Annotated in this window: 24 protein-coding genes; 12 read left to right on the top strand and 12 right to left on the bottom strand. The window is 59.1% G+C overall.

What is annotated here, in order from left to right:
- Positions 1–28: 28 nt before the first annotated feature.
- From ACFWW4_RS08705 to ACFWW4_RS08655, 11 genes are all read left to right on the top strand, one after another.
- Positions 29–937 (top strand): lysophospholipid acyltransferase family protein, encoded by a 909-nt coding sequence (locus ACFWW4_RS08705; protein WP_411890471.1) that lies wholly within the window; start codon positions 29–31, stop codon positions 935–937.
- Positions 915–1727 carry a glutamate racemase gene (gene murI / locus ACFWW4_RS08700; RefSeq protein WP_411890470.1) on the top strand — a complete coding sequence of 271 codons (813 nt, stop codon included), beginning with the start codon at positions 915–917 and terminating at the stop codon, positions 1725–1727. Before ACFWW4_RS08705 ends, murI begins: the two co-directional genes overlap by 23 nt.
- Before the next feature lie 36 nt (positions 1728–1763).
- Positions 1764–2792, top strand: coding sequence for an N-acetyl-gamma-glutamyl-phosphate reductase (gene argC / locus ACFWW4_RS08695; protein WP_411890469.1), 1029 nt, complete (start codon positions 1764–1766; stop codon positions 2790–2792).
- Positions 2789–3259 carry a cytochrome c maturation protein CcmE gene (gene ccmE / locus ACFWW4_RS08690; protein ID WP_411890468.1) on the top strand — a complete coding sequence of 157 codons (471 nt, stop codon included), beginning with the start codon at positions 2789–2791 and terminating at the stop codon, positions 3257–3259. The genes argC and ccmE overlap by 4 nt, the downstream gene beginning before the upstream one ends.
- A 44-nt stretch (positions 3260–3303) precedes the next feature.
- Positions 3304–3915 (top strand): holin-associated N-acetylmuramidase, encoded by a 612-nt coding sequence (locus ACFWW4_RS08685; RefSeq protein WP_411890467.1) that lies wholly within the window; start codon positions 3304–3306, stop codon positions 3913–3915.
- Positions 3906–4424, top strand: a complete 519-nt coding sequence (locus ACFWW4_RS08680; RefSeq protein ID WP_411890466.1) for a holin family protein — start codon at positions 3906–3908, stop codon at positions 4422–4424. Before ACFWW4_RS08685 ends, ACFWW4_RS08680 begins: the two co-directional genes overlap by 10 nt.
- Complete coding sequence (locus tag ACFWW4_RS08675) at positions 4417–4620, top strand: hemolysin XhlA family protein (protein WP_393928626.1); 204 nt, start codon at positions 4417–4419, stop codon at positions 4618–4620. Before ACFWW4_RS08680 ends, ACFWW4_RS08675 begins: the two co-directional genes overlap by 8 nt.
- On the top strand, positions 4617–5015 hold the full coding sequence (locus ACFWW4_RS08670) for a hypothetical protein (protein WP_393928625.1): 399 nt from the start codon (positions 4617–4619) through the stop codon (positions 5013–5015). Before ACFWW4_RS08675 ends, ACFWW4_RS08670 begins: the two co-directional genes overlap by 4 nt.
- 74 nt (positions 5016–5089) lie before the next feature.
- Positions 5090–7063 carry a heme lyase CcmF/NrfE family subunit gene (locus ACFWW4_RS08665; RefSeq protein ID WP_411890465.1) on the top strand — a complete coding sequence of 658 codons (1974 nt, stop codon included), beginning with the start codon at positions 5090–5092 and terminating at the stop codon, positions 7061–7063.
- Positions 7060–7500 carry a cytochrome c-type biogenesis protein CcmH gene (locus ACFWW4_RS08660; RefSeq protein WP_411890464.1) on the top strand — a complete coding sequence of 147 codons (441 nt, stop codon included), beginning with the start codon at positions 7060–7062 and terminating at the stop codon, positions 7498–7500. Before ACFWW4_RS08665 ends, ACFWW4_RS08660 begins: the two co-directional genes overlap by 4 nt.
- Before the next feature lie 71 nt (positions 7501–7571).
- Positions 7572–8348, top strand: a complete 777-nt coding sequence (locus ACFWW4_RS08655; RefSeq protein WP_411890463.1) for an enoyl-CoA hydratase-related protein — start codon at positions 7572–7574, stop codon at positions 8346–8348.
- On the opposite strand, the gene ACFWW4_RS08650 is transcribed toward ACFWW4_RS08655, so the two are convergent.
- The 5 genes from ACFWW4_RS08650 to gltX form a co-directional block, all read right to left on the bottom strand.
- Positions 8345–8842 (bottom strand): DUF2087 domain-containing protein, encoded by a 498-nt coding sequence (locus ACFWW4_RS08650; protein ID WP_411890462.1) that lies wholly within the window; start codon positions 8840–8842, stop codon positions 8345–8347. The genes ACFWW4_RS08655 and ACFWW4_RS08650 overlap by 4 nt on opposite strands.
- Positions 8843–9012: 170 nt before the next feature.
- Positions 9013–9507, bottom strand: coding sequence for a GNAT family N-acetyltransferase (locus ACFWW4_RS08645; protein ID WP_411890461.1), 495 nt, complete (start codon positions 9505–9507; stop codon positions 9013–9015).
- Entirely contained in the window at positions 9504–10256 is a 753-nt protein-coding gene (locus tag ACFWW4_RS08640) for a PDZ domain-containing protein (RefSeq protein ID WP_411890460.1), read from the bottom strand. Before ACFWW4_RS08640 ends, ACFWW4_RS08645 begins: the two co-directional genes overlap by 4 nt.
- 65 nt (positions 10257–10321) lie before the next feature.
- Positions 10322–11617 (bottom strand): citrate synthase, encoded by a 1296-nt coding sequence (locus tag ACFWW4_RS08635; RefSeq protein ID WP_411890459.1) that lies wholly within the window; start codon positions 11615–11617, stop codon positions 10322–10324.
- 94 nt (positions 11618–11711) lie between these two features.
- The gene (gene gltX / locus ACFWW4_RS08630; protein WP_411890458.1) at positions 11712–13106 is read right to left on the bottom strand and encodes a glutamate--tRNA ligase; all 1395 of its coding nucleotides are present in this window, start codon (positions 13104–13106) and stop codon (positions 11712–11714) included.
- 93 nt (positions 13107–13199) lie between these two features.
- Between gltX and ACFWW4_RS08625 the strand changes: the two genes are divergently transcribed.
- Positions 13200–15314: a ComEC/Rec2 family competence protein gene (locus tag ACFWW4_RS08625; RefSeq protein WP_411890541.1), complete on the top strand. Its 2115-nt coding sequence runs from the start codon at positions 13200–13202 to the stop codon at positions 15312–15314.
- On the opposite strand, the gene lexA is transcribed toward ACFWW4_RS08625, so the two are convergent.
- The 7 genes from lexA to ACFWW4_RS08590 all read right to left on the bottom strand — a co-directional run bounded on the left by lexA (position 15308) and on the right by ACFWW4_RS08590 (position 20556).
- Entirely contained in the window at positions 15308–15994 is a 687-nt protein-coding gene (gene lexA / locus ACFWW4_RS08620) for a transcriptional repressor LexA (RefSeq protein ID WP_393928616.1), read from the bottom strand. The genes ACFWW4_RS08625 and lexA overlap by 7 nt on opposite strands.
- Positions 15995–16116: 122 nt before the next feature.
- Entirely contained in the window at positions 16117–17289 is a 1173-nt protein-coding gene (gene glp / locus ACFWW4_RS08615; protein WP_411890457.1) for a gephyrin-like molybdotransferase Glp, read from the bottom strand.
- On the bottom strand, positions 17286–18188 hold the full coding sequence (locus ACFWW4_RS08610; RefSeq protein ID WP_411890456.1) for a GIY-YIG nuclease family protein: 903 nt from the start codon (positions 18186–18188) through the stop codon (positions 17286–17288). The genes glp and ACFWW4_RS08610 overlap by 4 nt, the downstream gene beginning before the upstream one ends.
- Positions 18185–18661: a cyclic pyranopterin monophosphate synthase MoaC gene (gene moaC / locus ACFWW4_RS08605; protein WP_411890455.1), complete on the bottom strand. Its 477-nt coding sequence runs from the start codon at positions 18659–18661 to the stop codon at positions 18185–18187. The genes ACFWW4_RS08610 and moaC overlap by 4 nt, the downstream gene beginning before the upstream one ends.
- Positions 18661–19467, bottom strand: coding sequence for an indole-3-glycerol phosphate synthase TrpC (gene trpC, locus ACFWW4_RS08600; protein ID WP_411890454.1), 807 nt, complete (start codon positions 19465–19467; stop codon positions 18661–18663). The genes moaC and trpC overlap by 1 nt, the downstream gene beginning before the upstream one ends.
- Positions 19464–20105 (bottom strand): uracil-DNA glycosylase, encoded by a 642-nt coding sequence (locus tag ACFWW4_RS08595; RefSeq protein ID WP_411890453.1) that lies wholly within the window; start codon positions 20103–20105, stop codon positions 19464–19466. Before ACFWW4_RS08595 ends, trpC begins: the two co-directional genes overlap by 4 nt.
- Positions 20098–20556 carry a DUF3592 domain-containing protein gene (locus ACFWW4_RS08590; protein WP_411890452.1) on the bottom strand — a complete coding sequence of 153 codons (459 nt, stop codon included), beginning with the start codon at positions 20554–20556 and terminating at the stop codon, positions 20098–20100. Before ACFWW4_RS08590 ends, ACFWW4_RS08595 begins: the two co-directional genes overlap by 8 nt.

Below are 20556 nucleotides of genomic sequence, written 5' to 3'. Positions count from 1 at the left end.
GCAACGTTGTCTATGCAGGCGCCTGCTGATGCCCCGAAAAGAACGCGAAGTTGCGCGCGATATCTCTTATGCCAGTTCGGTCAAGAGCAGGCGCGCGCGCGCCTTGGTACGGGTTATGGAGAATGCCACGGGCCGGTTACGGCTGATCCGCAAGGCGCGCGGCTATGATCTGGATGTCGCTGCTGGCCAGGACTTCTGGGAAGTGATTTCAGGGCGTTATGGTCTGAAACTCGAGGTCATTGGTGGGGCGCTGGAGAATATCCCCGCGACCGGCCCGCTGATTGTGGTGTCCAATCATCCGTATGGCATTCTGGATGGGTTGATGATGGGGCGTATCCTGTCGCAACGTCGCGATGGCGAGTTTCGGGTGTTGGCGCATCGGATCTTTCGCCGGTCACCCGATCTGGAACGGGTGATTTTGCCGATTTCCTTCGATGAGACGAAGGAAGCGGCAAAGCTGAATTTGGAAACGCGCGCAGAGGCGGTCCGTTATCTGAATGAAGGCGGCGCGATTGGGATTTTCCCGGGCGGGACGGTTTCCACCGCAGCCAAGCCGTTTTCGCAGCCGATGGATCCGGGCTGGCGCACGTTTACTGCCAAGATGATTGCCAAGTCGGATGCGGTGGTTGTGCCGGTTTTTTTCGAGGGCGGGAACAGCCGGATTTTTCAGTTGGCGAGCCATATTCACGCGAATTTACGGCTTGGTTTGCTGATCCGCGAGTTCAGGGCGCGGATCAATAAACCAGTGCGTGTTGTGGTGGGTGAGCCGATCCCGGCTGATCGGCTGGCCGCATTCAAAAAAGACCCAAAAGGGTGCATGGATTTCCTGCGCAAAGCCACGTATGAGTTGAGCCCAAAGCCCGTCGATGCAAGTCGTCTGGGCCATGAGTTTGAAGATAAATACAAGGTGCGCAATGGCCGTCGGGATATTCGATAGCGGGCTTGGGGGGCTGACGGTGCTGGATGCCGTGGCGAAGCGCTTGCCCGATTTGCCACTGGTCTATTTTGGTGACAGCGCCCATGCCCCTTACGGTGTGCGCGATGCTGATGACATCTATGATCTGACCACGCAGGCCACGCAGCGCCTGTTTGACGCCGGTTGTGATCTGGTGATTTTGGCCTGCAACACAGCTTCTGCTGCTGCGCTGCGGCGGATGCAGGAAAGCTGGGTGCCGGAAGGCAAGCGCGTGTTGGGGGTGTTTGTGCCGCTCATCGAGGCGCTGACCGAACGGCAGTGGGGTGATAATTCACCCCCGCGCGAGGTCGCGACCAAGCATGTTGCCTTGTTTGCGACACCAGCCACGGTGTCGAGCCGGGCGTTTCAGCGAGAACTGGCGTTTCGGGCGATTGGCGTGGATGTGGAGGCGCAGGCCTGCGGTGGTGTTGTCGATGCCATTGAGGACGGCGATATGATCCTGGCGGAGGCGCTGGTGAAGTCGCATGTCGATGCGCTGAAGCGCAAGATGCCCGACCCGGATGCGGCTGTTCTGGGCTGCACGCATTATCCGCTGATGCATGATGCGTTTCAGGCGGCATTGGGTCCGGATGTGAAGGTGTTTTCACAGGCAGATTTGGTGGCCGAGAGTCTGGCCGATTATCTTGAGCGGCATCCAAATATGATGGGGTCGGGTACTGAGAGCGCGTTTCTGACGACGGGCGATCCCGCGCGTGTGTCGAGCCGCGCCACACAGTTTTTGCGACGACAAATCACGTTTGAAGCTGCTTGAACCCTTCCAAAGACTTCATCCCAAAGGGATATCGATATGACCCATAATGTCGCCATTCTTGGCGCTTCTGGCTACACCGGGGCGGAACTTGTCCGGTTGATTGCCACGCATCCGAGCCTGCAGATTGTTGGGCTTTCCGGAAACTCAAAGGCCGGGATGGCCATGGCGGAAGTGTTTCCGCATTTGCGCCATCTGGACCTGCCGCGTCTGACGACGATTGAAGAGATGTCGATTGACGGGGTCGAGATCGTGTTTTGCGGGCTGCCGCATGCGACCTCGCAACAGGTGATTGCAGGCCTGCCCGATCATGTGCGGATCGTGGATATGTCGGCTGATTTCCGTCTGCGCGATCCGGCGGATTATCAGAAATGGTATGGCAAGCCGCATGCGGCACCTGAATTGCAGAAGACGGCTGTGTATGGCCTGACGGAGTTTTATCGCGATCAGATCAGGGATGCCCGGCTGGTGGCCGGTACCGGCTGTAACGCGGCGACCGGCCAATATGCGTTGCGTCCGTTGATTGCGGCAGGCGTGATTGATCTGGATCAGATCATTATTGACCTGAAAGCGACAGTATCCGGGGCAGGGCGCGCGTTGAAGGAGAACCTGTTGCACGCGGAATTGTCCGAAGGGGCGCATGGCTATGCTGTTGGTGGCACGCATAGGCATCTGGGTGAGTTTGATCAGGAGTTTGCATTGGTCGCTGGTCGGCCCGTGCATATCCAGTTCACGCCGCATCTGATCCCGGCGAACCGCGGCATTTTGGCCACCACCTATGTGCAGGGTGATCCGCAGGCCATATATGATACGCTGGTCGCGGCTTATGCGGCTGAGCCGTTTATTGAGGTACTTCCGATGGGACAGCATCCGTCGATCAAACATATCCGGGGCAGCAACTTCTGCCATATCGGCGTGGTGGCTGACCGGGTGGCCGGGCGGGCGATTGTGATCGCCGCCTTGGATAATCTGACCAAGGGTTCATCCGGCCAGGCGTTGCAGAATGCCAACCTGATGCTGGGCCTGCCTGAGACGGAGGGGCTGATGCTGGCCCCGGTGTTCCCATGACAGGTGGCCTGAAATCGCTGAAAAAGCGTCGCCGTATTCAGGTGCTTTCGATTGCCGGTGTCTGCGTGGCGCTGGTGCTGGTGTTATTGGCGTTTCTGCCTGATGACAGTTTTCAGTTCTTCCGATCGCCGAGTGAGGTGGCCGAAGCGCCGCCCTTGCCGACAGAGCGATTCCGCATTGGCGGGCTGGTTGAGGAAGGGTCGCTGGTGCGCGGTCAGGGGGAGCAGATCAGCTTTGCCGTGACAGATGGTGGTGCGTCTGTGCCTGTTGTTTACACCGGTATCCTGCCTGATCTGTTTGAGGAAGGTCAGGGCATGGTGGCGCAGGGGAATTACGTCAATGGTCGCTTTGAAGCTGTTGAAATCCTTGCCAAACATGATGAAACCTACATGCCGGCGGAGGTGGTGGATGCCCTGAAGGAACAGGGCGTCTATCAGGCACCGGACGGTGAGGTTGTCACGAATTAACCAATTCCTCGCAGCTTTTGTGTCGTTGGACATGAGGGCTGCGAATGCAAAGCGTTACAGAAATTGCGACCGAGATTGTCGCCCGTGAGGGCGGCTATGTGAATGACCCCGATGATCCCGGCGGGGCGACCAAATACGGGGTGACCATTCATACGATGCGCCGGTTGGGGCTGGATCTGGATGATGATGGGGATGTTGACGAAGCCGATGTGAAGGTCTTGACCAAGGTCAAGGCCGTGTCGATTTTCGTCGAACATTACTTCCGCAGACCAAAGATCGACCAGCTGCCGGAGGTGCTGCATGCGACGGTGTTTGACATGTATGTCAATGCCGGGGCGAATGCGGTGACGATCCTGCAGCGTTTGCTGGGTGACATGCGTATCCCTGTCAAGGTGGATGGTGTGATCGGGCCGCGCACGATTGCGGCGACAAAGAAAGCGCTGGAGGCCGCCCCCAATCATTTTGTTGATGCCTATGGGATTGCGCGTCGCAACTATTACTATGATTTGGCGGACCGCCGGGGGAACAGCCGGAAATATGCCCGCCGCCGTGACGGTGGCAAGGGTGGTTGGATATTGCGCGCCGAGGAGTTCATCGCGCCGCGCTATCACCTGACGGATGCGCAACATCGGCAGAGGGTGGCGGCATGGGGTTGATCACGGGATTGATGACGTTCCTGTTCGGTGACGGGCGGAATGTCGTGGCGGAAACCGCAGAGGTGTTTCGCGAGAATGCGGAGAAAGGGGCTGTCCGTGAGGCCGAAGCCCGTTCGGAGAGCCTGCAGCAATTCGCGGCAGAGTTCATGCATCCGCGCCGTGGTCTGTTTGACCGCATGGTCGATGCGATGAATCGGCTGCCGCGCCCGATGCTGGCGCTGGGAACGATCTGGCTGTTTGTGTTGGCGATGCGGGAGCCGGAGATATTCATTGAAGGAATGCAGGGTATCGCGCTGGTGCCGGAGCCGCTTTGGTGGCTGATGGGGGCGATTGTCAGTTTCTATTTTGGTGCAAGGCATCAGGCAAAAGGGCAGGATTTTCAACGCTCTGTCGCGCGAAGCTTGATCATGGCGCAGCATTTGAAGGCGCCTACACCAACAACCTATGTGCCACAAGCCCCCTCCGCCCCGAATGCGGCATTGACCGATTGGCAGGCAGAAAATGGATAATGATTGGGTTGATCAGCTTGAGCGTCGCATCATCGCGCTGGAGACACGCAATGCTGTTGACGAGGTGCATCGCGACAATGTCTCGGACCGGTTGGGTGCGATTGAGGACACACTGAAATGGTTGGTGCGACTGATTATCGGCGGGTTGCTGATGGCCGCCCTGACCTATGCGGTGCAGGGAGGTTTCGTAAGATGACGAAGGTTTTGATCGGGGCCTGCGCCCTTGTCACGATTTTCTTTGCGACTGCGATTGGTGGACGGATTGAAGGCTATTTTTTCCCTGTTGCGACCCCCGGCGTGATCATTCGCTATGAGGCGGTCGGAGAGACGAGTACGCGGATTTGGGGCGATTCAGCCCGATTGCGCCATTGTTCTTTTGATCATCTGGTCTGGTATCTGGGTGATGAAGCGGACAATGCCCGTGCTGATCTGGTGTTTGAAGAAGGCACCAAGGTGCGTCCGGGGGGCCGGTTCTCTTTTGGCCCGTGGCTGGTGCAACTGACACCAGAGCAGCTTTTGGGCCGGTCCTATGCGGTTGTTTATCATCGCTGCCATGCGCTTTGGCTGACCGAAACCCGATTCTACGGCTGAGGCGTGCCAAAATGTAGCGTCGATTTGACCGGGCAGCTATGTTGCCCGGTTTTGCTTTGCGCTATGACTGGCACATGTTGATTGAACTTGGACATTTTGCGCTGATTCTGGCCTTTGCTGTTGCCATTGTGCAGATGATTGTGCCGATGGTGGGCGCGCATCGCGGCAATGCCGGGTGGATGGCGGTGGCTGAGCCTGCGGCGACAACGCAGTTTCTGCTGGTCGCATTTTCTTTTGCGGTGCTGACCTGGGCCTTTGTGACCTCTGATTTCTCTTTGCAGTTGGTCTATGCCAATTCCCATACCGACAAGCCGATGATCTACAAGATCACGGGTGTTTGGGGGAACCATGAAGGGTCCATGCTGCTGTGGATGCTGATCTTGGCGCTGTTCGGGGCCTGTGCGGCGTGGTTTGGCGGCGGCTTGCCGGCCCGGTTGCGGGCCCGTGTTCTGGCAGTGCAGGCCTCGATCGGGGTGGCGTTCTTTGCCTTTATTCTGTTCACGTCGAACCCGTTTTTGCGCCTTGCGGAACCACCATTGAACGGTCGCGACCTGAACCCGCTGTTGCAGGACCCCGGTTTGGCGTTTCATCCGCCGTTTTTGTATCTGGGTTATGTCGGCCTGAGCATGTCGTTTTCTTTTGCAGTGGCCGCCCTAATCGAAGGGCGCGTTGATGCGGCATGGGGCCGCTGGGTGCGTCCATGGACGCTGGCCGCATGGATGTTCCTGACCGTGGGGATCGCGTTGGGGTCCTGGTGGGCCTATTACGAGCTGGGCTGGGGCGGTTTCTGGTTCTGGGATCCGGTTGAGAATGCATCATTCATGCCGTGGCTGATCGCCGCTGCATTGCTGCATTCGGCCATCGTGGTGGAGAAACGTGAGGCGTTGAAAAGCTGGACGATCCTGCTGGCGATCCTGGCGTTCGGTTTTTCGCTGTTGGGCGCGTTCATCGTGCGATCTGGTGTGCTGACATCGGTTCATGCCTTTGCCAATGATCCCGAAAGGGGCATCCTTATCCTGATCATCCTGGCGATCTTTCTGGGTGGTGCGTTGACCCTTTTTGCGGTTCGCGCTGGGACGATGGAGGCCAAGGGGGTGTTTTCTACGGTCAGCCGCGAAAGTGCGCTGATCTTGAACAATATTCTACTGGCGGTGAGTTGTTTCGTCGTTTTCATTGGCACGATCTGGCCGCTGGTGGCGGAGATGCTGTTTGACCGCACCCTGTCGGTGGGGCCGCCGTTCTTTGATGCGGCCTTTACGCCGTTTATGGTGGCGCTGGCGATTGTTCTGCCATTGGGGTCGATCCTTGCCTGGAAGCGGGGCACCTTGGGTCGGGCTGCCAAGCCATTGATGGGCTGGTTGATCCTGGCGGTGGCTATGGCGGCGCTGGCCTATGCGATCCAGAGCGGGAATTCTGCCCTTGGTCCGATTGGTGTGGCGCTGGGTGTCTGGGTTGTTGGTGGTGCGATTGCCGATCTGTGGATGCGCAGTGGCCGTGACGGTTGGCAGACCCGGTTGCGTCGTATGGGTCGCCTGCCGCGTGCGGACTGGGGCAAGGCCACGGCGCATATCGGGATGGGTGTGACCATCTTTGGCATTGCCGCCATGTTGGCCTGGGAAAAGGAAGATATCCGCGTGGCCGAGGTCGGTGATCGCTGGGCCGTGGGGCAGTTTGAATTCCAACTGGATGATGTCGCGCAGACGCGCGGGCCGAATTACCTGACGACGATGGCTGATATCTCGGTCTGGCGCGGGGACCAGCAAGTGACGTTGCTGCGCCCGGAAAAGCGGTTTTATCCAGTGGCGAATATGCCCACGACAGAGGCTGCGATTGCCAATGGTGTGCTGCGTGACCTTTACGTGGTGATCGGTGATCCGCAGGAGCAGGGCGGCTGGGCCGTGCGAGTTTACATCAAACCTTTTGCAAATTGGATCTGGGGTGGCGCGATCCTGATGGCATTGGGTGGGTGTTTCTCGCTGTCTGATAGGCGTTTGCGCGTGGGTGCCGCCGCTGCCAAGAAGGTCCCCGACGCTGTGCCAGCGGAATGAAGTGGGTTTTGCTGATCCTTGCCCTGTTGGCGGCCCCGGTTTGGGCGGTGGAGCCGGGTGAAATGCTGGATGATCCGGTGCTGGAGGAACGCGCGCGAGACCTGTCGCAAGGGCTGCGTTGCCCAGTCTGCCGCAATGAAAGCATTGACGAGAGCAACGCGACATTGGCCAAGGAGTTACGCATCGTGCTGCGCGAGCGACTGGTTGCGGGTGATACCGATGCGCAGGCTGTGGAATTCATGGTCGCGCGTTATGGCGAATATGTGCTGCTGCGCCCCGATGCGCGTGGGGCTAATCTGATCCTGTGGCTGGCTGCCCCGGCGCTTCTGTTGATCGCGCTCGGGATCGGCTGGATGACTATTCGCAGCCGCAAGCCGGTGCCTGATGCGCTGACCGATGCCGAAAAGGCGGAATTGGACAAAATATTGCGGTCGTGACGCAGTGTAGGGCTTTCCTGAACCGATCAGTTCATTAGGGTGTCGCCAACGCATTGGAACAGGGAAAGCCCATGGACTATCAGGCCATTACACTTGTGATCCGCAATTCGGTTGCCGTAATCACGCTGAACCGCCCCGCATTGATGAACGCGCTGAACACGCAGATGCGCGCCGAGATTACCCATGCCGTCAAGGCCGCTGAAAAGGATGCGCGGGTGCTGATAATGACCGGCGCGGGCACAGCGTTTTGTTCAGGGCAGGATCTGGGCGATGCCGGATCGGCGGCGACACTGGATCTGGAACGGACGCTGCGCGACGAATATGTGCCGATGCTGAAGGCGATTTTTGATTGCCGTATCCCGACGATTGCGGCGGTGAATGGCCCGGCAGCGGGGGCGGGTGCCAACCTTGCGCTGGCCGCTGATGTCGTGATCGCGTCAGAGGACGCGTATTTCGTGCAGGCCTTCACCCGGATTGGCCTGATCCCGGATGCCGGTGGCACCTATTGGCTGCCGCGCCAGATGGGTGCGGCCAAGGCGATGGGGGCCGCCCTGTTTGGCGACAAGATATCGGCCAAGGATGCTGCCGCCTGGGGCATGATTTATGAGACCGCACCGGCGCAGACGTTTCTGGAACATGTGCAGGGGCGGGCGGCGCAATTGGCGCAGGGGCCCACAGTCGCCTATCGTCAGTTGAAAAAGGCGATCCGCGGGTCGTTTGAGAATTCGCTGGATGAGCAACTGGCCCTTGAGGCCAAGTTGCAGGGTCGTTGTGGCCAGACCCGTGATTTTCAGGAAGGTGTGATTGCCTTTCTTGAAAAGCGGCCTGCCAAGTATGAAGGCCGCTAGATCGCTGCGATGAGGGCGCGGGCATCCTCTGGTGGTGCCTGTTCGATCCGCCGATAGGTTTTCCCGTCAATGGTGCGTTGCACAAGCCGGTGGTCGATCAGTGAACGCCGGAGCAGGGCATGGTCACCAAAGCTGTGGCGGGACTTCAGCAGCGCGTTGACCTCTTTTTCGGTCATATCACGGCGGGCGGGCAAAGCGGCCCAGAAAGCCCAGAGGCACAGCCCCTGGACCGCCGTCTGTTTGGGCCAGCGGGTCATGATACCCTGATCAAAGACCCTGAGTGCACGTTCCAGCTTTTTGCTGTCTGCTGGCTTCCGCGGTGTGGGCTTGGAAGCCTTCAGATGTTGGAAATTATCGTAGCCTGCAGCCTGCGCGATCATGGATAACATGGAGGCATGAGTTGGCAGACCGTCATGGCGTTGCAGGCGGGTTCGCAACGCCTTGGTGAACGTTGACAGGTCGGGAATGGTAATGGTCTGGATTTCGCGTGGCATGATCTGGCCTTTCCTGAAAGTGCCGGACCCCGTTCTGAGGTGATGGTCGCCCTTGTCGTCCGGCTGAAAAAGGTCAGCGGAGTATCGTGCCAATGTCAGGTTTAGCGTGGCCCGTGATGGGCTGGCGACGCCTTGGTGAACTGATGACCACGGGTTGCATAGCCGATGGATCAGGGCCGTGGCAAGGCAAAGTAGACGCTGTCGGACCAGACCCCGTTGATGCAGAAGGTGTTTTCGGCCCGATGCGTTTCCTGAAAGCCAAGGCTGCGCAACAGGCCGCAGGACGCGGCGTTGTTTGGGTCTGCATCAGCGGTCAGTTGCGTATGGTCGGTGGCTTCCCAAAGATAGGGGATGATCGCGCCCATCGCCTCTGTCAGGATGCCTTGCCGCCAGTGATCAGGGTGCAGCATGAAGCCGATTTCATCGTCTTTGAAATTGCCTGCATTGCCGATGTAGCGGTCATTCAGGGTTATCTGGAAGTTGATCGGAGCGACGGCCCAATGGGCGATACGCCAGTCGAGCAGTTCCCGGGTGATGGAAGGGCTGTCATGCGGTGCCGTGGACCAGTAGCGCATCGCCCGCGGGTCGCTGTAGACCGAAAACATCGCATCAAGGTCCCGCGGTAGCGGGGCACGCAGGATCAGGCGGTCCGTTCTCAGCATCATGGGTTGTCGATCCGGTCCTGAACATAATCGCCGATCACGTCATCGAGCGCCGCTAGCAGCGCGGCGTCAGTCAGGTTGTCCCCATCGACGCTGGCGGCGGTGATACAGGTCGTACCCCAATAGGGCATCGTCAGCAGGATACGACGACTGCCGCGCACCATATAGACGTCGTCGACTTCAAACCGTTCTCCAAGAAATTCGAGTGCCTGATGGGCTTCCTCGCAGCGGAAACTGCGGTTGGGGTTGAAGAGCGGCGGCAGCAACAGGGCCTGCTGTTGCGGGTCGGGTGTGCGGATGTCGCTGGCGCGGCAGTCTTGCCGGCGCAGGGCTTGCATCATGCCCATGGCGACAGGGTCGGCGCGGCCAACCGTCAGTGTGATGTCGGACCCGTTGAACAGCGAGAACGTCAGGGTGTCGCCGATGGAAGCGGCATCAAACAGCGCCTCGCGGGCCGCGACATCGACGGTCGATACACTGTTGATCGCGGTAATAAGGTCACCCTCTTGCAGTCCGGCAGCGGCCGCGGGGCTCTGGTCGTAGATCTGGGACAGGACAATGCCTTGCGGCGTATCGCGGTGCTGGATCCCGATCCAACTCTGTTGTGAACTGATTTGTTTGAGCAGTTCGTTCCGGTCGAGCCATGATGGCACACCCAGATCAACGATATTGACTGGAATGGGGCAGGGGTCGCCCGCCTTGGAGATGGTGGGCGCGATGATGATAGCGATGGCTGCAACGATAGCTTTCATCAACATAGCTCCGGTTCGTTCTTTGCGGATAGCAAAAGGGCCGCCAGATGGCAGCCCTATTCACACTAACGCTTCTCGATGTCCACGTAGTCGCGGGCCATTTCGCCAAGATAGAGCTGACGGGGCCGGCCGATTTTTAGCTGTGGATCGGCAAGCTGTTCTTTCCATTGCGAAATCCAGCCGACGGTGCGCGCGAGGGCGAAGATGGGCGTGAACATGGAGGTTGGGAAACCCATCGCCTCGAGGATGATGCCGGAATAGAAATCGACATTCGGGAAGAGCTTTTTCTCGGCGAAATATGGATCGGCGAGGGCCTGTTTTTCCAGTTCCTTTGCGACCTGCAGGATCGGGTTGTTTTCGACGCCGAGCAGGTCAAGCACCTCGTCCGCGGATTCTTTCATCACGGTCGCGCGCGGATCGAAGTTTTTATAAACCCGGTGACCAAAGCCCATCAGGCGGTAGCTGTCATTCTTGTCCTTGGCTCGCGCGATGAATTCCGGGATCCGGTCGGGTGTGCCAATTTCCTTGAGCATTTCTAGGCAGGCCTGGTTTGCGCCACCATGCGCAGGCCCCCACAGGCAGGCGATGCCAGCGGCGATGCAGGCGAAGGGGTTGGCGCCGGACGACGATGCCAAGCGGACTGTCGAGGTGGATGCGTTCTGTTCATGGTCGGCATGCAGTGTGAAAATCCGGTCCATGGCGCGGCTGAGGATCGGGTTCACATTGTATTGTTCTGCCGGGACCGAGAAGCACATGTGCAAGAAGTTGGCCGCATAATCGAGGTCATTGCGTGGATATACAAAGGGCTGGCCGACTGAATATTTGTACGCCATCGCAGCGATTGTTGGCATCTTGGCGATCAGGCGGATCGATGCGACCTCGCGTTGGTGGGCGTCGTTGATATCTGTGGAGTCGTGATAGAAGGCCGACATAGCCCCGACCACGCCGACCATTGTCGCCATCGGGTGGGCGTCACGCCGGAAACCACGGAAGAAATTGTGCATCTGCTCGTGGATCATCGTGTGATTGGTCACGAGGCATTCGAATTCTTCCAACTGCTCTGCCGAAGGGAGTTCACCGTATAGCAGCAGGTAGCAGACTTCGAGGTAGTGCGATTTGCTGGCCAGCTGGTCGATGGGATAGCCGCGATGCAGCAATTCGCCCTTGTCGCCATCAATGAAGGTGATGGTGCTGTCGCAGGCGGCGGTGGAGGTAAAGCCGGGATCATAGGTGAAAACGTCTGCCTGGCCATAAAGCTTGCGGATATCGATTACGTCGGGGCCGCCGCTTGGGGAATGCATGGGCAGTTCATAGGTCTTGCCCTTGATTGTCAGTGTCGCGGTGTCAGTGTTTTCTGCCATATCTCTTCCCTCGTAGGCGGCGCACAGCAATTGTGTCGCCGGCGCGTCTTAACTCGTCGGTGGCCAGCTACCTACAATTCGTAACGAATTGGTTTCAGGCGCTGGCGTCCTGCAGCCGGGCGATGGTTTCGTCTTGCCCCAGGACCAACATCATGTCGAAAACGCTCGGGGATACCGCGCGTCCGGCCAAAGCCGCGCGCAGCGGTCCGGCGAGCTTGCCCAACTTCATGTCATGAGCTTCGGCAACAGACGCGACGACCCCTTCGAGAGCGTCACGGGTCCAGCTAGCATTTTGCAACTGCGGCGTCAATTCAGACAGTATACCACGGGATACATCGGTGAGTTGCGCCGCCGCTTTCTCGTCTGGCTCAATCAGTCTTGATGTCAGTATAAAATGTGCTTTTTCAAGCAGTTCCGGGAAGGTCTTAGCCCGTTCTTTGAGGCAGTACAGCCCCTTCAGCATTCCGTCGGTTTGTGTTTCAGTCAGAGGATCGGCCCCGGTTGCCGCAAGGTAATTCTGTAACTCCTGCAGCAGTGCAGCATCGTCTGCTGCTGCAATGTGCTGGCCGCACAAGTTTTCCAGTTTTTTGAAGTCGAACCGGGCGGGCGATTTGCCGATCCCACCCAGATCGAACCAGTCACGCGCCTGCGCGTCGGTGAAAAATTCGTCGTCCCCGTGGCTCCACCCCAGTCGCGTCAGGTAGTTGCGCATGCCCGCCGCAGGATAGCCCATGGCCTGATATTCCGCCGCCCCGGTGGCCCCGTGCCGTTTCGACAGTTTCTTGCCATCCGGTCCGAAGATCAGAGGGATATGGGCCAGAACGGGTTTGTCCCAGCCCATGGCGTCATAGATCAGGTTTTGCCGGAAGGCGTTGGCGAGGTGATCATCGCCCCGGATCACATGGGTTACGCCCATGTCATGATCATCGACCACCACCGCCAGCATGTAGACCGGCGTGCCGTCGGAGCGGAGCAGCACCATGTCGTCAAGCTGGTCATTGGCCCATGTCACATCGCCTTGTACCTCGTCATGCAGGGTGGTCTGTCCGTCGCGGGGTGCCTTGATCCGGATGACGAATGGTGCGTCGGGGTGATCGCTTTCGGGGACGTCCCGCCAAGGGGAGCGGAACAGGGTGGAAGTTTTTTCAGCCCGTGCTTGTTCGCGGAAAGCCTCGATTTCTTCCTGCGTGCTGAAGCATTTATAGGCCTTGCCTTTGGCGAGCAGGTCATTTGCGACCTCGGCGTGCCGCGCGGCATTGGCCGCCTGGCTGGATGGTTCACCGTCCCAGTCGAGGCCAAGCCAGGTCAGTCCGTCAAGGATCGCCTGCCTGTTTTCATCGGTCGACCGCGCCTTGTCAGTGTCTTCGATCCGCAAAAGGAACTTGCCACCCCGGCCACGCGCGTAAAGCCAATTGAACAGCGCCGTGCGTGCGCCACCGATATGCAGGGCACCGGTGGGGGACGGGGCGAAACGAGTGACGACGGACATGGGGGATTAACCTTTCGCTAACCAGATTTCCGGTAGGGTCCCGGCTTGAGGTCGGGGGATACTAAGCCGAGGGGCGAAGGACAAGTGCGTGCCGTGATCGAAGACGCGCTTTTGGCGCAGCGGGGCGCATTGATAGGCTGGGTGCCGGTTTGCCTGGCGCTGGGGATCGGATGGTATTTTTCGGTTGGTGAAGAGCCGGGCGCCGTCTTCATGGCAGGGATTGGGATTTGTGCGGTCGTTCTGCTGGTGCTGTCGCGACTGGTCAATGTGGCTTATGCCCCAATTATGATCGGACTGATGCTGGTGATCGCGGGTGCTGGCTTGGCCAAGTGGCGCACCATGAGTGTCGAGGCGCCGACCCTTGGTTTCCGGTACTATGGCCCGATTGAAGGGCGTGTGGTGAATATCGACCGTTCGGCCAGCGATGCGACACGCCTGACGCTGGACCGCGTGGTTTTGGAGGATTTTGCGCCAGACCGCACGCCTGCCCGGGTACGCGTATCTGTGCATGGCACGCAGGTGATGACCACGTTTCGCCCCGGTGAGACGTTGATTATGACGGGCCATCTGTCGCCGCCTGCAGGTCCGGCGGAACCGGGCGGCTTTGATTTTCAACGCCATGCCTGGTTTTTGGAGCTTGGTGCTGTTGGCTATACCCGGACCCCTGTCTTGCGTTTGGCGGAGCCAGCGCGCGCTGGTTGGCGCATGCGCATATTCGCAATACGTATGGCCTTGTCGCAAGCCGTGCAGGAGGCCATGCCGGGCGAGACGGGAGCGTTTGCTGCGGCGATCATGACAGGTGACCGGTCTGCGATGGATCAAGAAGTTCTGGCCGATCTGCGGGCTGCCAATCTGGCCCATCTATTGGCGATTTCAGGCCTGCATATGGGTTTGCTGACCGGGTTTATCTTTGCGGTCATTCGTTATGGATTGGCTTTGGTGCCTTGGATTGCATTGCGGCTGCCGTTGAAGAAGATTGCGGCGGTTTGCGCGTTATGCGTCGGAGCATTCTATTTGGCATTGTCCGGGGGCAACGTCGCCACCGAAAGGGCCTTTATCATGGTGGCAGTGATGTTTGTGGCCGTCTTGCTGGACCGGCGCGCCCTGACCCTGCGTGCGGTGGCGATGGCGGCGATTATCGTGCTGATATGGCAGCCGGAGGCGTTGACCGGGCCGGGGTTTCAGATGTCTTTTGCTGCGACGACTGCACTGGTTGCGGTATTCGGGTATTTGCGTCGGTTTGATATGTCACGCCTGCCGAAATGGTCGCGACCCATCTTGTCCGTGGTCATTTCATCCTTTGTGGCGGGGCTGGCGACGGCCCCGTTTGCCGCCGCGCATTTCAACCAGATTGCGCATTACGGGTTGATTGCGAACTTGCTGAGCGTGCCGTTGATGGGTGTTCTGGTGATGCCCGCAGCGGTTCTGGCGGTCTGCCTGGCCCCCTTTGGTCTGTGGCAGGTGGGGTTGTGGTTCATGGATCTTGGGCTGCGCTGGATCCTGTTTGTGGCGGATCATGTGGCCGGGCAACCCGGTGCGGTGGGGCATGTGGTGGCCCCGCATTGGTTCGTGCTGCCGCTGGTGGCGACAGGGTTGCAGGTGTTGATCCTATGGCAAGGCCGTGGCCGGTTTGCGGGGCTGGTCGCGGTTCTGATTTCCGGGGTGCTGTGGCAGCAATCCGGGCGGCCTGCGGTTCTGGTGGCTGATACGGGCGCGCTGTTGGGCGTGATCGGCCCCGACGGTCGCGCATTATCAAGCGAAAGTGGCAGCGGGTTTGTTGCCGGGATCTGGCTGGAAAACGATGGCGGGCCGGTGGAACAGGCGGTGGCTGCGGCGCGCAATGGTTTGCAACGTGATGGCCGGGTGGTGCGCGCGATGCTGGGCGATTGGGAGATTGTGCAAGTTTCTGGCAAAATGGCCCTGGCTGATCTGGACGGATGCGGTGGTGCGGATGTTCTGATCAGCAATCAGGTTGATCCGCTGTCGCGACCTTGCACGCAGTATGATCTGGACGATTTGCGCAAATCCGGTGCGTTGGCGTTTGATCTGACCGAGCACGGCGATTTGCAGGTGACAACGGCACATGGTGTTGCCGGCAATCGGCCCTGGAACCGTAGGCAGGGCCCGGCAGAGCCGTCGCGCGTTCTGACAAAAGACCAAAGGGCCGCCGAAGCGACCCTTGTGACCGAAATGACAAGCCGTCAGTAGGTGCGGATCAGACCGACAAGGCGGCCTTGCACCTTGACCTGATCGTCGCGGAAGACGCGGGTTTCGTAGGCGGGGTTTGCCGCCTCGAGTGCGATGGCGTTGCCGTTGCGGCGGAAGCGTTTCAGCGTCGCCTCTTGCCCTTCGACAAGGGCCACGACGATATCGCCGTTATCGGCCACGGTGGTTTCGCGGATTACCACGACATCGCCATCGTTGATCCCGGCATCGATCATCGAATCGCCTTTGACTTCAAGGGCGTAGTGATCGCCCTTGCCGACCATGGATTGCGGCACATGCACGTTGTGCGAGACTTGGCTGATCGCCTCGATCGGGACGCCGGCGGCGATACGGCCCATGACAGGCAGTTCGACCGAGCCAGTGTCGACGGGCATTGCGCGGGCCGGGGTACTGTCGGGCTTGTCACCATCGATTACACGGGGGGTAAAGCCCGTCTTGGCCTGCATGGCATCGGGCAGCTTGACGATTTCCAGCGCGCGGGCGCGGTGGGCCAGACGGCGGATGAACCCGCGTTCTTCCAATGCGGTAATCAGCCGGTGGATACCGGATTTCGAGCGCAGATCCAGCGCTTCTTTCATCTCGTCAAAGCTGGGCGGGACACCATCGCGCTGAACGCGGGCGTGGATAAACTCCAGCAGGTCGAGTTGTTTCTTGGTTAACATATGCTCTTCCCCTCACAGGTTTTGCATATGTTCTACGCATGTTCCTGTTTTGTGTCAATTGTTTCGGGATGGTGTGAGGGCAGATGCCTCCGGCGGGAGTATTTGTGGAAGAAAGAAGCTGGTCAGAGCAGGATGATGTCGATCGGGTCGCCCTTGGCGCGGGCCGTATCGTTTATGGGGCGGATTGCAAGACAGTTGGCCTCGGCGAGGACCGTGAGCAGAGAGCTGTCCTGCCGGTCGTGGATCGTCACGCCATCGGGTCCAAGTTGGGCGCGCATGTAGTGTTCGCGCGGGCCGTTGGCGCCGACATCCCTGGCGAGCGTCGCGGTTTGCCGGGGTGCGGGTGTTTCGCCAAGTCCCAGCATTTTGTTGATGACGGGGGCGAGGAAGATATGCCCGCAGACCATGGCCGAGACTGGGTTGCCCGGCAGGCCGATCATGGTTGCCTTGCCCATGCGCCCGGCCATTAGCGGTTTGCCGGGGCGCATGGCGATTTTATAGAACGCCCGTTCCATTCCTTGCGCCTGCGCCACAGCGCCGACAAGGTCATGATCGCCCACGGAGGCCCCGCCGATTGTAACGATCAGGTCGGCATCTCTGGCAAGATCAAAGCTGAGTTCGAGCGATGAGACGGTGTCTCGTGCGATGGGGAGGAGCCGGGTGTGTGCGCCGAGATTTTCCAGCAATGCAGCGATGCCATAGCTGTTGGAGGCGATGATTTGATCTGGGCCGGGGTCTTCGCCCGGTTGGACAAGTTCATCGCCTGTGGCGATGATTGCAACCGTCGGGCGGCGGGCCGCCGGGACGCGCGGGATGTTCATGGATGCCAGCAGGGCGACGTCTGATGGGGTCAGTCGGCGAGGGGCGGTGATTGTGTCGCCGATTTTGAAGTCAGCCCCGGCAGGACGAACATTTGATTTGCTTTCGAGGGTGTCGCCGATGGTGATCATGTCGCCAGCCCGCATCACGTCTTCCTGAATGACGACCCAATCGGTGCCTTGGGGAAGCGGTGCGCCAGTGAAGATGCGGGCCGCTTCGCCTTTATCTACGGTCCCGCTGAAGCCATGGCCAGCGGCGGCTTCGCCTATGACCTTGAATGTGGCGCCGGTTTTGGCGTCTGCACCGGCCACCGCGTAGCCATCCATGGCAGAGGCGGCAAAGGGCGGCTGATCGCGGCGGGCCGTGACGTTCGTTGCTAGGACACGACCGTTTGCTTCGATCAGTGGCACAGTCTCGTTTTCCAAGGGCGACACGAGCGCGAAGAGGTGGGCTAGCGCCTCTTCAACCGTGATCATTCTTGATCCTCTTCCAAATTCCTTTCTTCCCACTCTGCGTAGGTCATGCCGTTGTCGATCACCGTCCAAGATGTGCGGCCATTTGCCGATCTTCCTGCCACAACTGCGGCGGCGGCAGAGGGACTGGAAAATGCATAATCCTCAACCATCACTCCGCCTGAACCGTCAGGCCTGATGATCTTCTTCGCGACAAGTTCATCGTGCAGCCTGTAATAATGAGCGTTGTGTTTGCGGTCTCCGACCCATGCCGGTCGGACTCGCGATCCCGCCTCTACAATCAATTCACCCTGTCGAAGCACCGCGTAGGCTTCAACGTCATGTCGCGGCATCTTGAACGTGAACCGCGTGGCCTCTCCATCGTCTGTAGTTGCGAATTCAATGCTTTTAACACTGCGTTTCTTACTCAAAAACGCATCAATTCGAATGGCGGGCAATACTATCATCAAAGTATCGATGTAGCTTTCCATGTTTGCTTGAGCCGCTTCGTTTAGGCTGCTGCGGGGTGGAATATTGCCATTGTCTAACTGGATATTGCCTACCTCGGTCGCAATCTCGACCAATCGCGATTCAAGATACTTCACATGCGCTTTGTGCAGATTGTTTGCCGCTGAGGTGATTAGTACGGCAAACTCCCACCAGTCTTTCTTCACCGCATGATCCTTAAGGCGCAGGCGCATATCTTCGGCCTCGCCTATATAAAGCCGGGCATCGCCATCGCGTTCGCCAAAAAGCAGATAGACGCCGGTGAAGCCAGCCTCTTCACGGGCGAGAGCCTCTTTCAATTGGGTGCGTGGTGTCCGCAGAACATGGCCTGTCCAATTAAAAACTTCGGCGGTCAGCATGCCGTCTGGTCGACCATCTACAAAGAACAGTTCTAGGGATCGACCTTGCGAAATCATGGATTTTCGAACCGTCCGGATTTGCCGCCGTCCTTGAGTGTCAGGCGGATGCCGCTGATTTCCATGTCTTTTTGTACGGCTTTGACCATGTCGTAGACGGTGAGGGCTGCGGTGCTGACGGCTGTCAACGCTTCCATTTCGACGCCGGTCTGGCCGCTGGTTTTGACGGTGGCGGTGATCCGGATGCCTGGGAGGGTTTCGTCTGGCACGAGATCGAGTGCGACCTTGGTGATCGGCAGCGGGTGGCAGAGCGGGATCAGTTCGGCGGTTTTCTTGGCCCCCATGATGCCGGCAACTCGGGCGATGCCGAGCACGTCGCCCTTGTCGGCGCGGCCTTCGGTGATCAACGCGAGCGTTGCGGCTGTCATTGTGATGTGTCCCTCGGCCACCGCGATGCGGGCGGTGACGGGTTTATCGGACACATCGACCATGTGCGCCTTGCCGTCGCTGTCGAAATGGCTGAGGCTGGACATCACATGCCCCCCGATGGTGGATTGGCAAGGAGGGTCCGCGTGGCCGCCTCAACATCGTCTTGTCGCATCAGGCTTTCGCCGATCAAAAAGCAGCGCGCGCCGTAGCGGGCCATGTCGGCCAGTTCTTCTGGTGTGTTCAGGCCGCTTTCGCAGACGATCATCCGGTCGGCGGGGACCAGTTTGGACAGCGTTCGTGTGGTGTCGAGCGAGGTTTCGAATGTCTTGAGATTGCGGTTATTGATGCCCATGAGCGGGGATTTCAGATGGGTGGCGCGTTCGAGTTCTTCGGCGTCGTGCACCTCGATCAGCACGTCCATGTTCCAGGCGATTGCGGCGTCTTCGAGTTCCTGCGCCTGGGTGTCGCTGACAGAGGCCATGATGATCAGTATGCAGTCGGCGTGCAGCGCGCGGGCCTCGGCGACCTGATAGGTGTCGTACATGAAATCCTTGCGCAGGGCGGGCAGGTCGCAGGCGGCGCGTGCGGCGGTCAGATAGCTGTCGTCGCCTTGAAAGCTGGGGGTGTCGGTCAGGACGGACAGGCAGGCGGCCCCACCTTCGGCATAGGCGCGGGCCAGCGCGGGCGGATCGAAATCAGCGCGGATCAGCCCTTTGGACGGGCTGGCCTTCTTGATTTCGGCGATCAGACCGTAGCCTTCGCGTGCGGCCTCGGCCAGTTTTTCGGCGAAACCGCGGGTGGGTGGCGCGTCATTGGCCCGTGCCTCGACCTCTGACAGAGGCATGGCGGCCTTGCGGGTAGCGACCTCTTCAAGCTTGTAGGTTTTGATCTTTTCGAGGATGTCGCTCATGGGTCCGCCCAGTGGATTGGTTCCTGACCCCGATCAATAAGCCACTGGTTCACGGTTGAAAATGGGCGGGAGCCGAAAAAGCCGCGATGGCAGGAGAGTGGCGAGGGGTGTGCGGATTTGAGGATCAGATGGTCGCCTGCAATGTGCTTGGCATAGGATTGTGCAGGCCCGCCCCAGAGGATGTAGGCGCGGGGGCGGTCATTCAGGTGGGTGATGACTTGCGTGACCAGTTTGGACCAGCCGAGTTTGGCGTGGGCTTTGGGTTGGCCGGGCGGAACGGTGAGGGCTGTGTTCAGCAGCAAGACGCCTTGGTCAGCCCAGTCATCGAGGCTGGTTTTGCTGCGGGTCTGGCCGAGGTCGGTTTCGATTTCCTTGAATATGTTGCCGAGGCTGTCGAGCCGCCCGCCAAAATCGTCCGGAATCGAGAAGGCGAGCCCGTCAGCCTTGCCCGGTGTGTGGTATGGATCCTGGCCGATAATCACGACACGGGTCCGGTCGGGTAATGTTCTTTCGAGGGCTGCGAAAGTCAGATTCGAGGGTGGCAGAAAGTCCTGACCCAACTGATCGGCGATCCGATCAAGATCGTCAGAGAAGAACGGCAAGCCTGCCCATGATTCCAGGTGTGAGAGATCAAACATCCGGTTCTTTGCGCCGGAAGAATCCCATGCCGCCACCGAGAAGGAAAACAATGAGGCTCACAGCGCAAACGACCAGGCCAGCAATAAATTGCGATCGCGCTGTGCCTGCCAGTTGTCCGGGGAAGATTTCATGCAGATCAGGATTGTCCGGACTGACAGTCACCTGAAACGTCGAGCCGCTGTGGACAACGCGGTGCAAGGCGACTGGTACCGAGCGTTCGAACGTGTGATTTTCGTCGTCCAGTTGAAAAGTATAGCGAATACGGTGGCTTGTGTCCTTGCTTTCACCCGCGACGATCCATTTTTGCGACACTGTTCCCGTTGTCTCAACGCCCGTGCGCTGCAGGATGGACGCATCATTAAGCTGGGATATGGCGGTGACAGAAAGCCAGATACCGGTTGCCAGAATAACACCTGCAACGACTAACGCACGAAGGGGCCGAATGTTCAT

This window comes from Yoonia sp. SDW83-1 (assembly GCF_046762885.1).
In the GTDB taxonomy this organism is placed as follows: Bacteria; Pseudomonadota; Alphaproteobacteria; order Rhodobacterales; family Rhodobacteraceae; genus Yoonia.
This window is presented reverse-complemented; position numbering and strand designations above follow the sequence as displayed.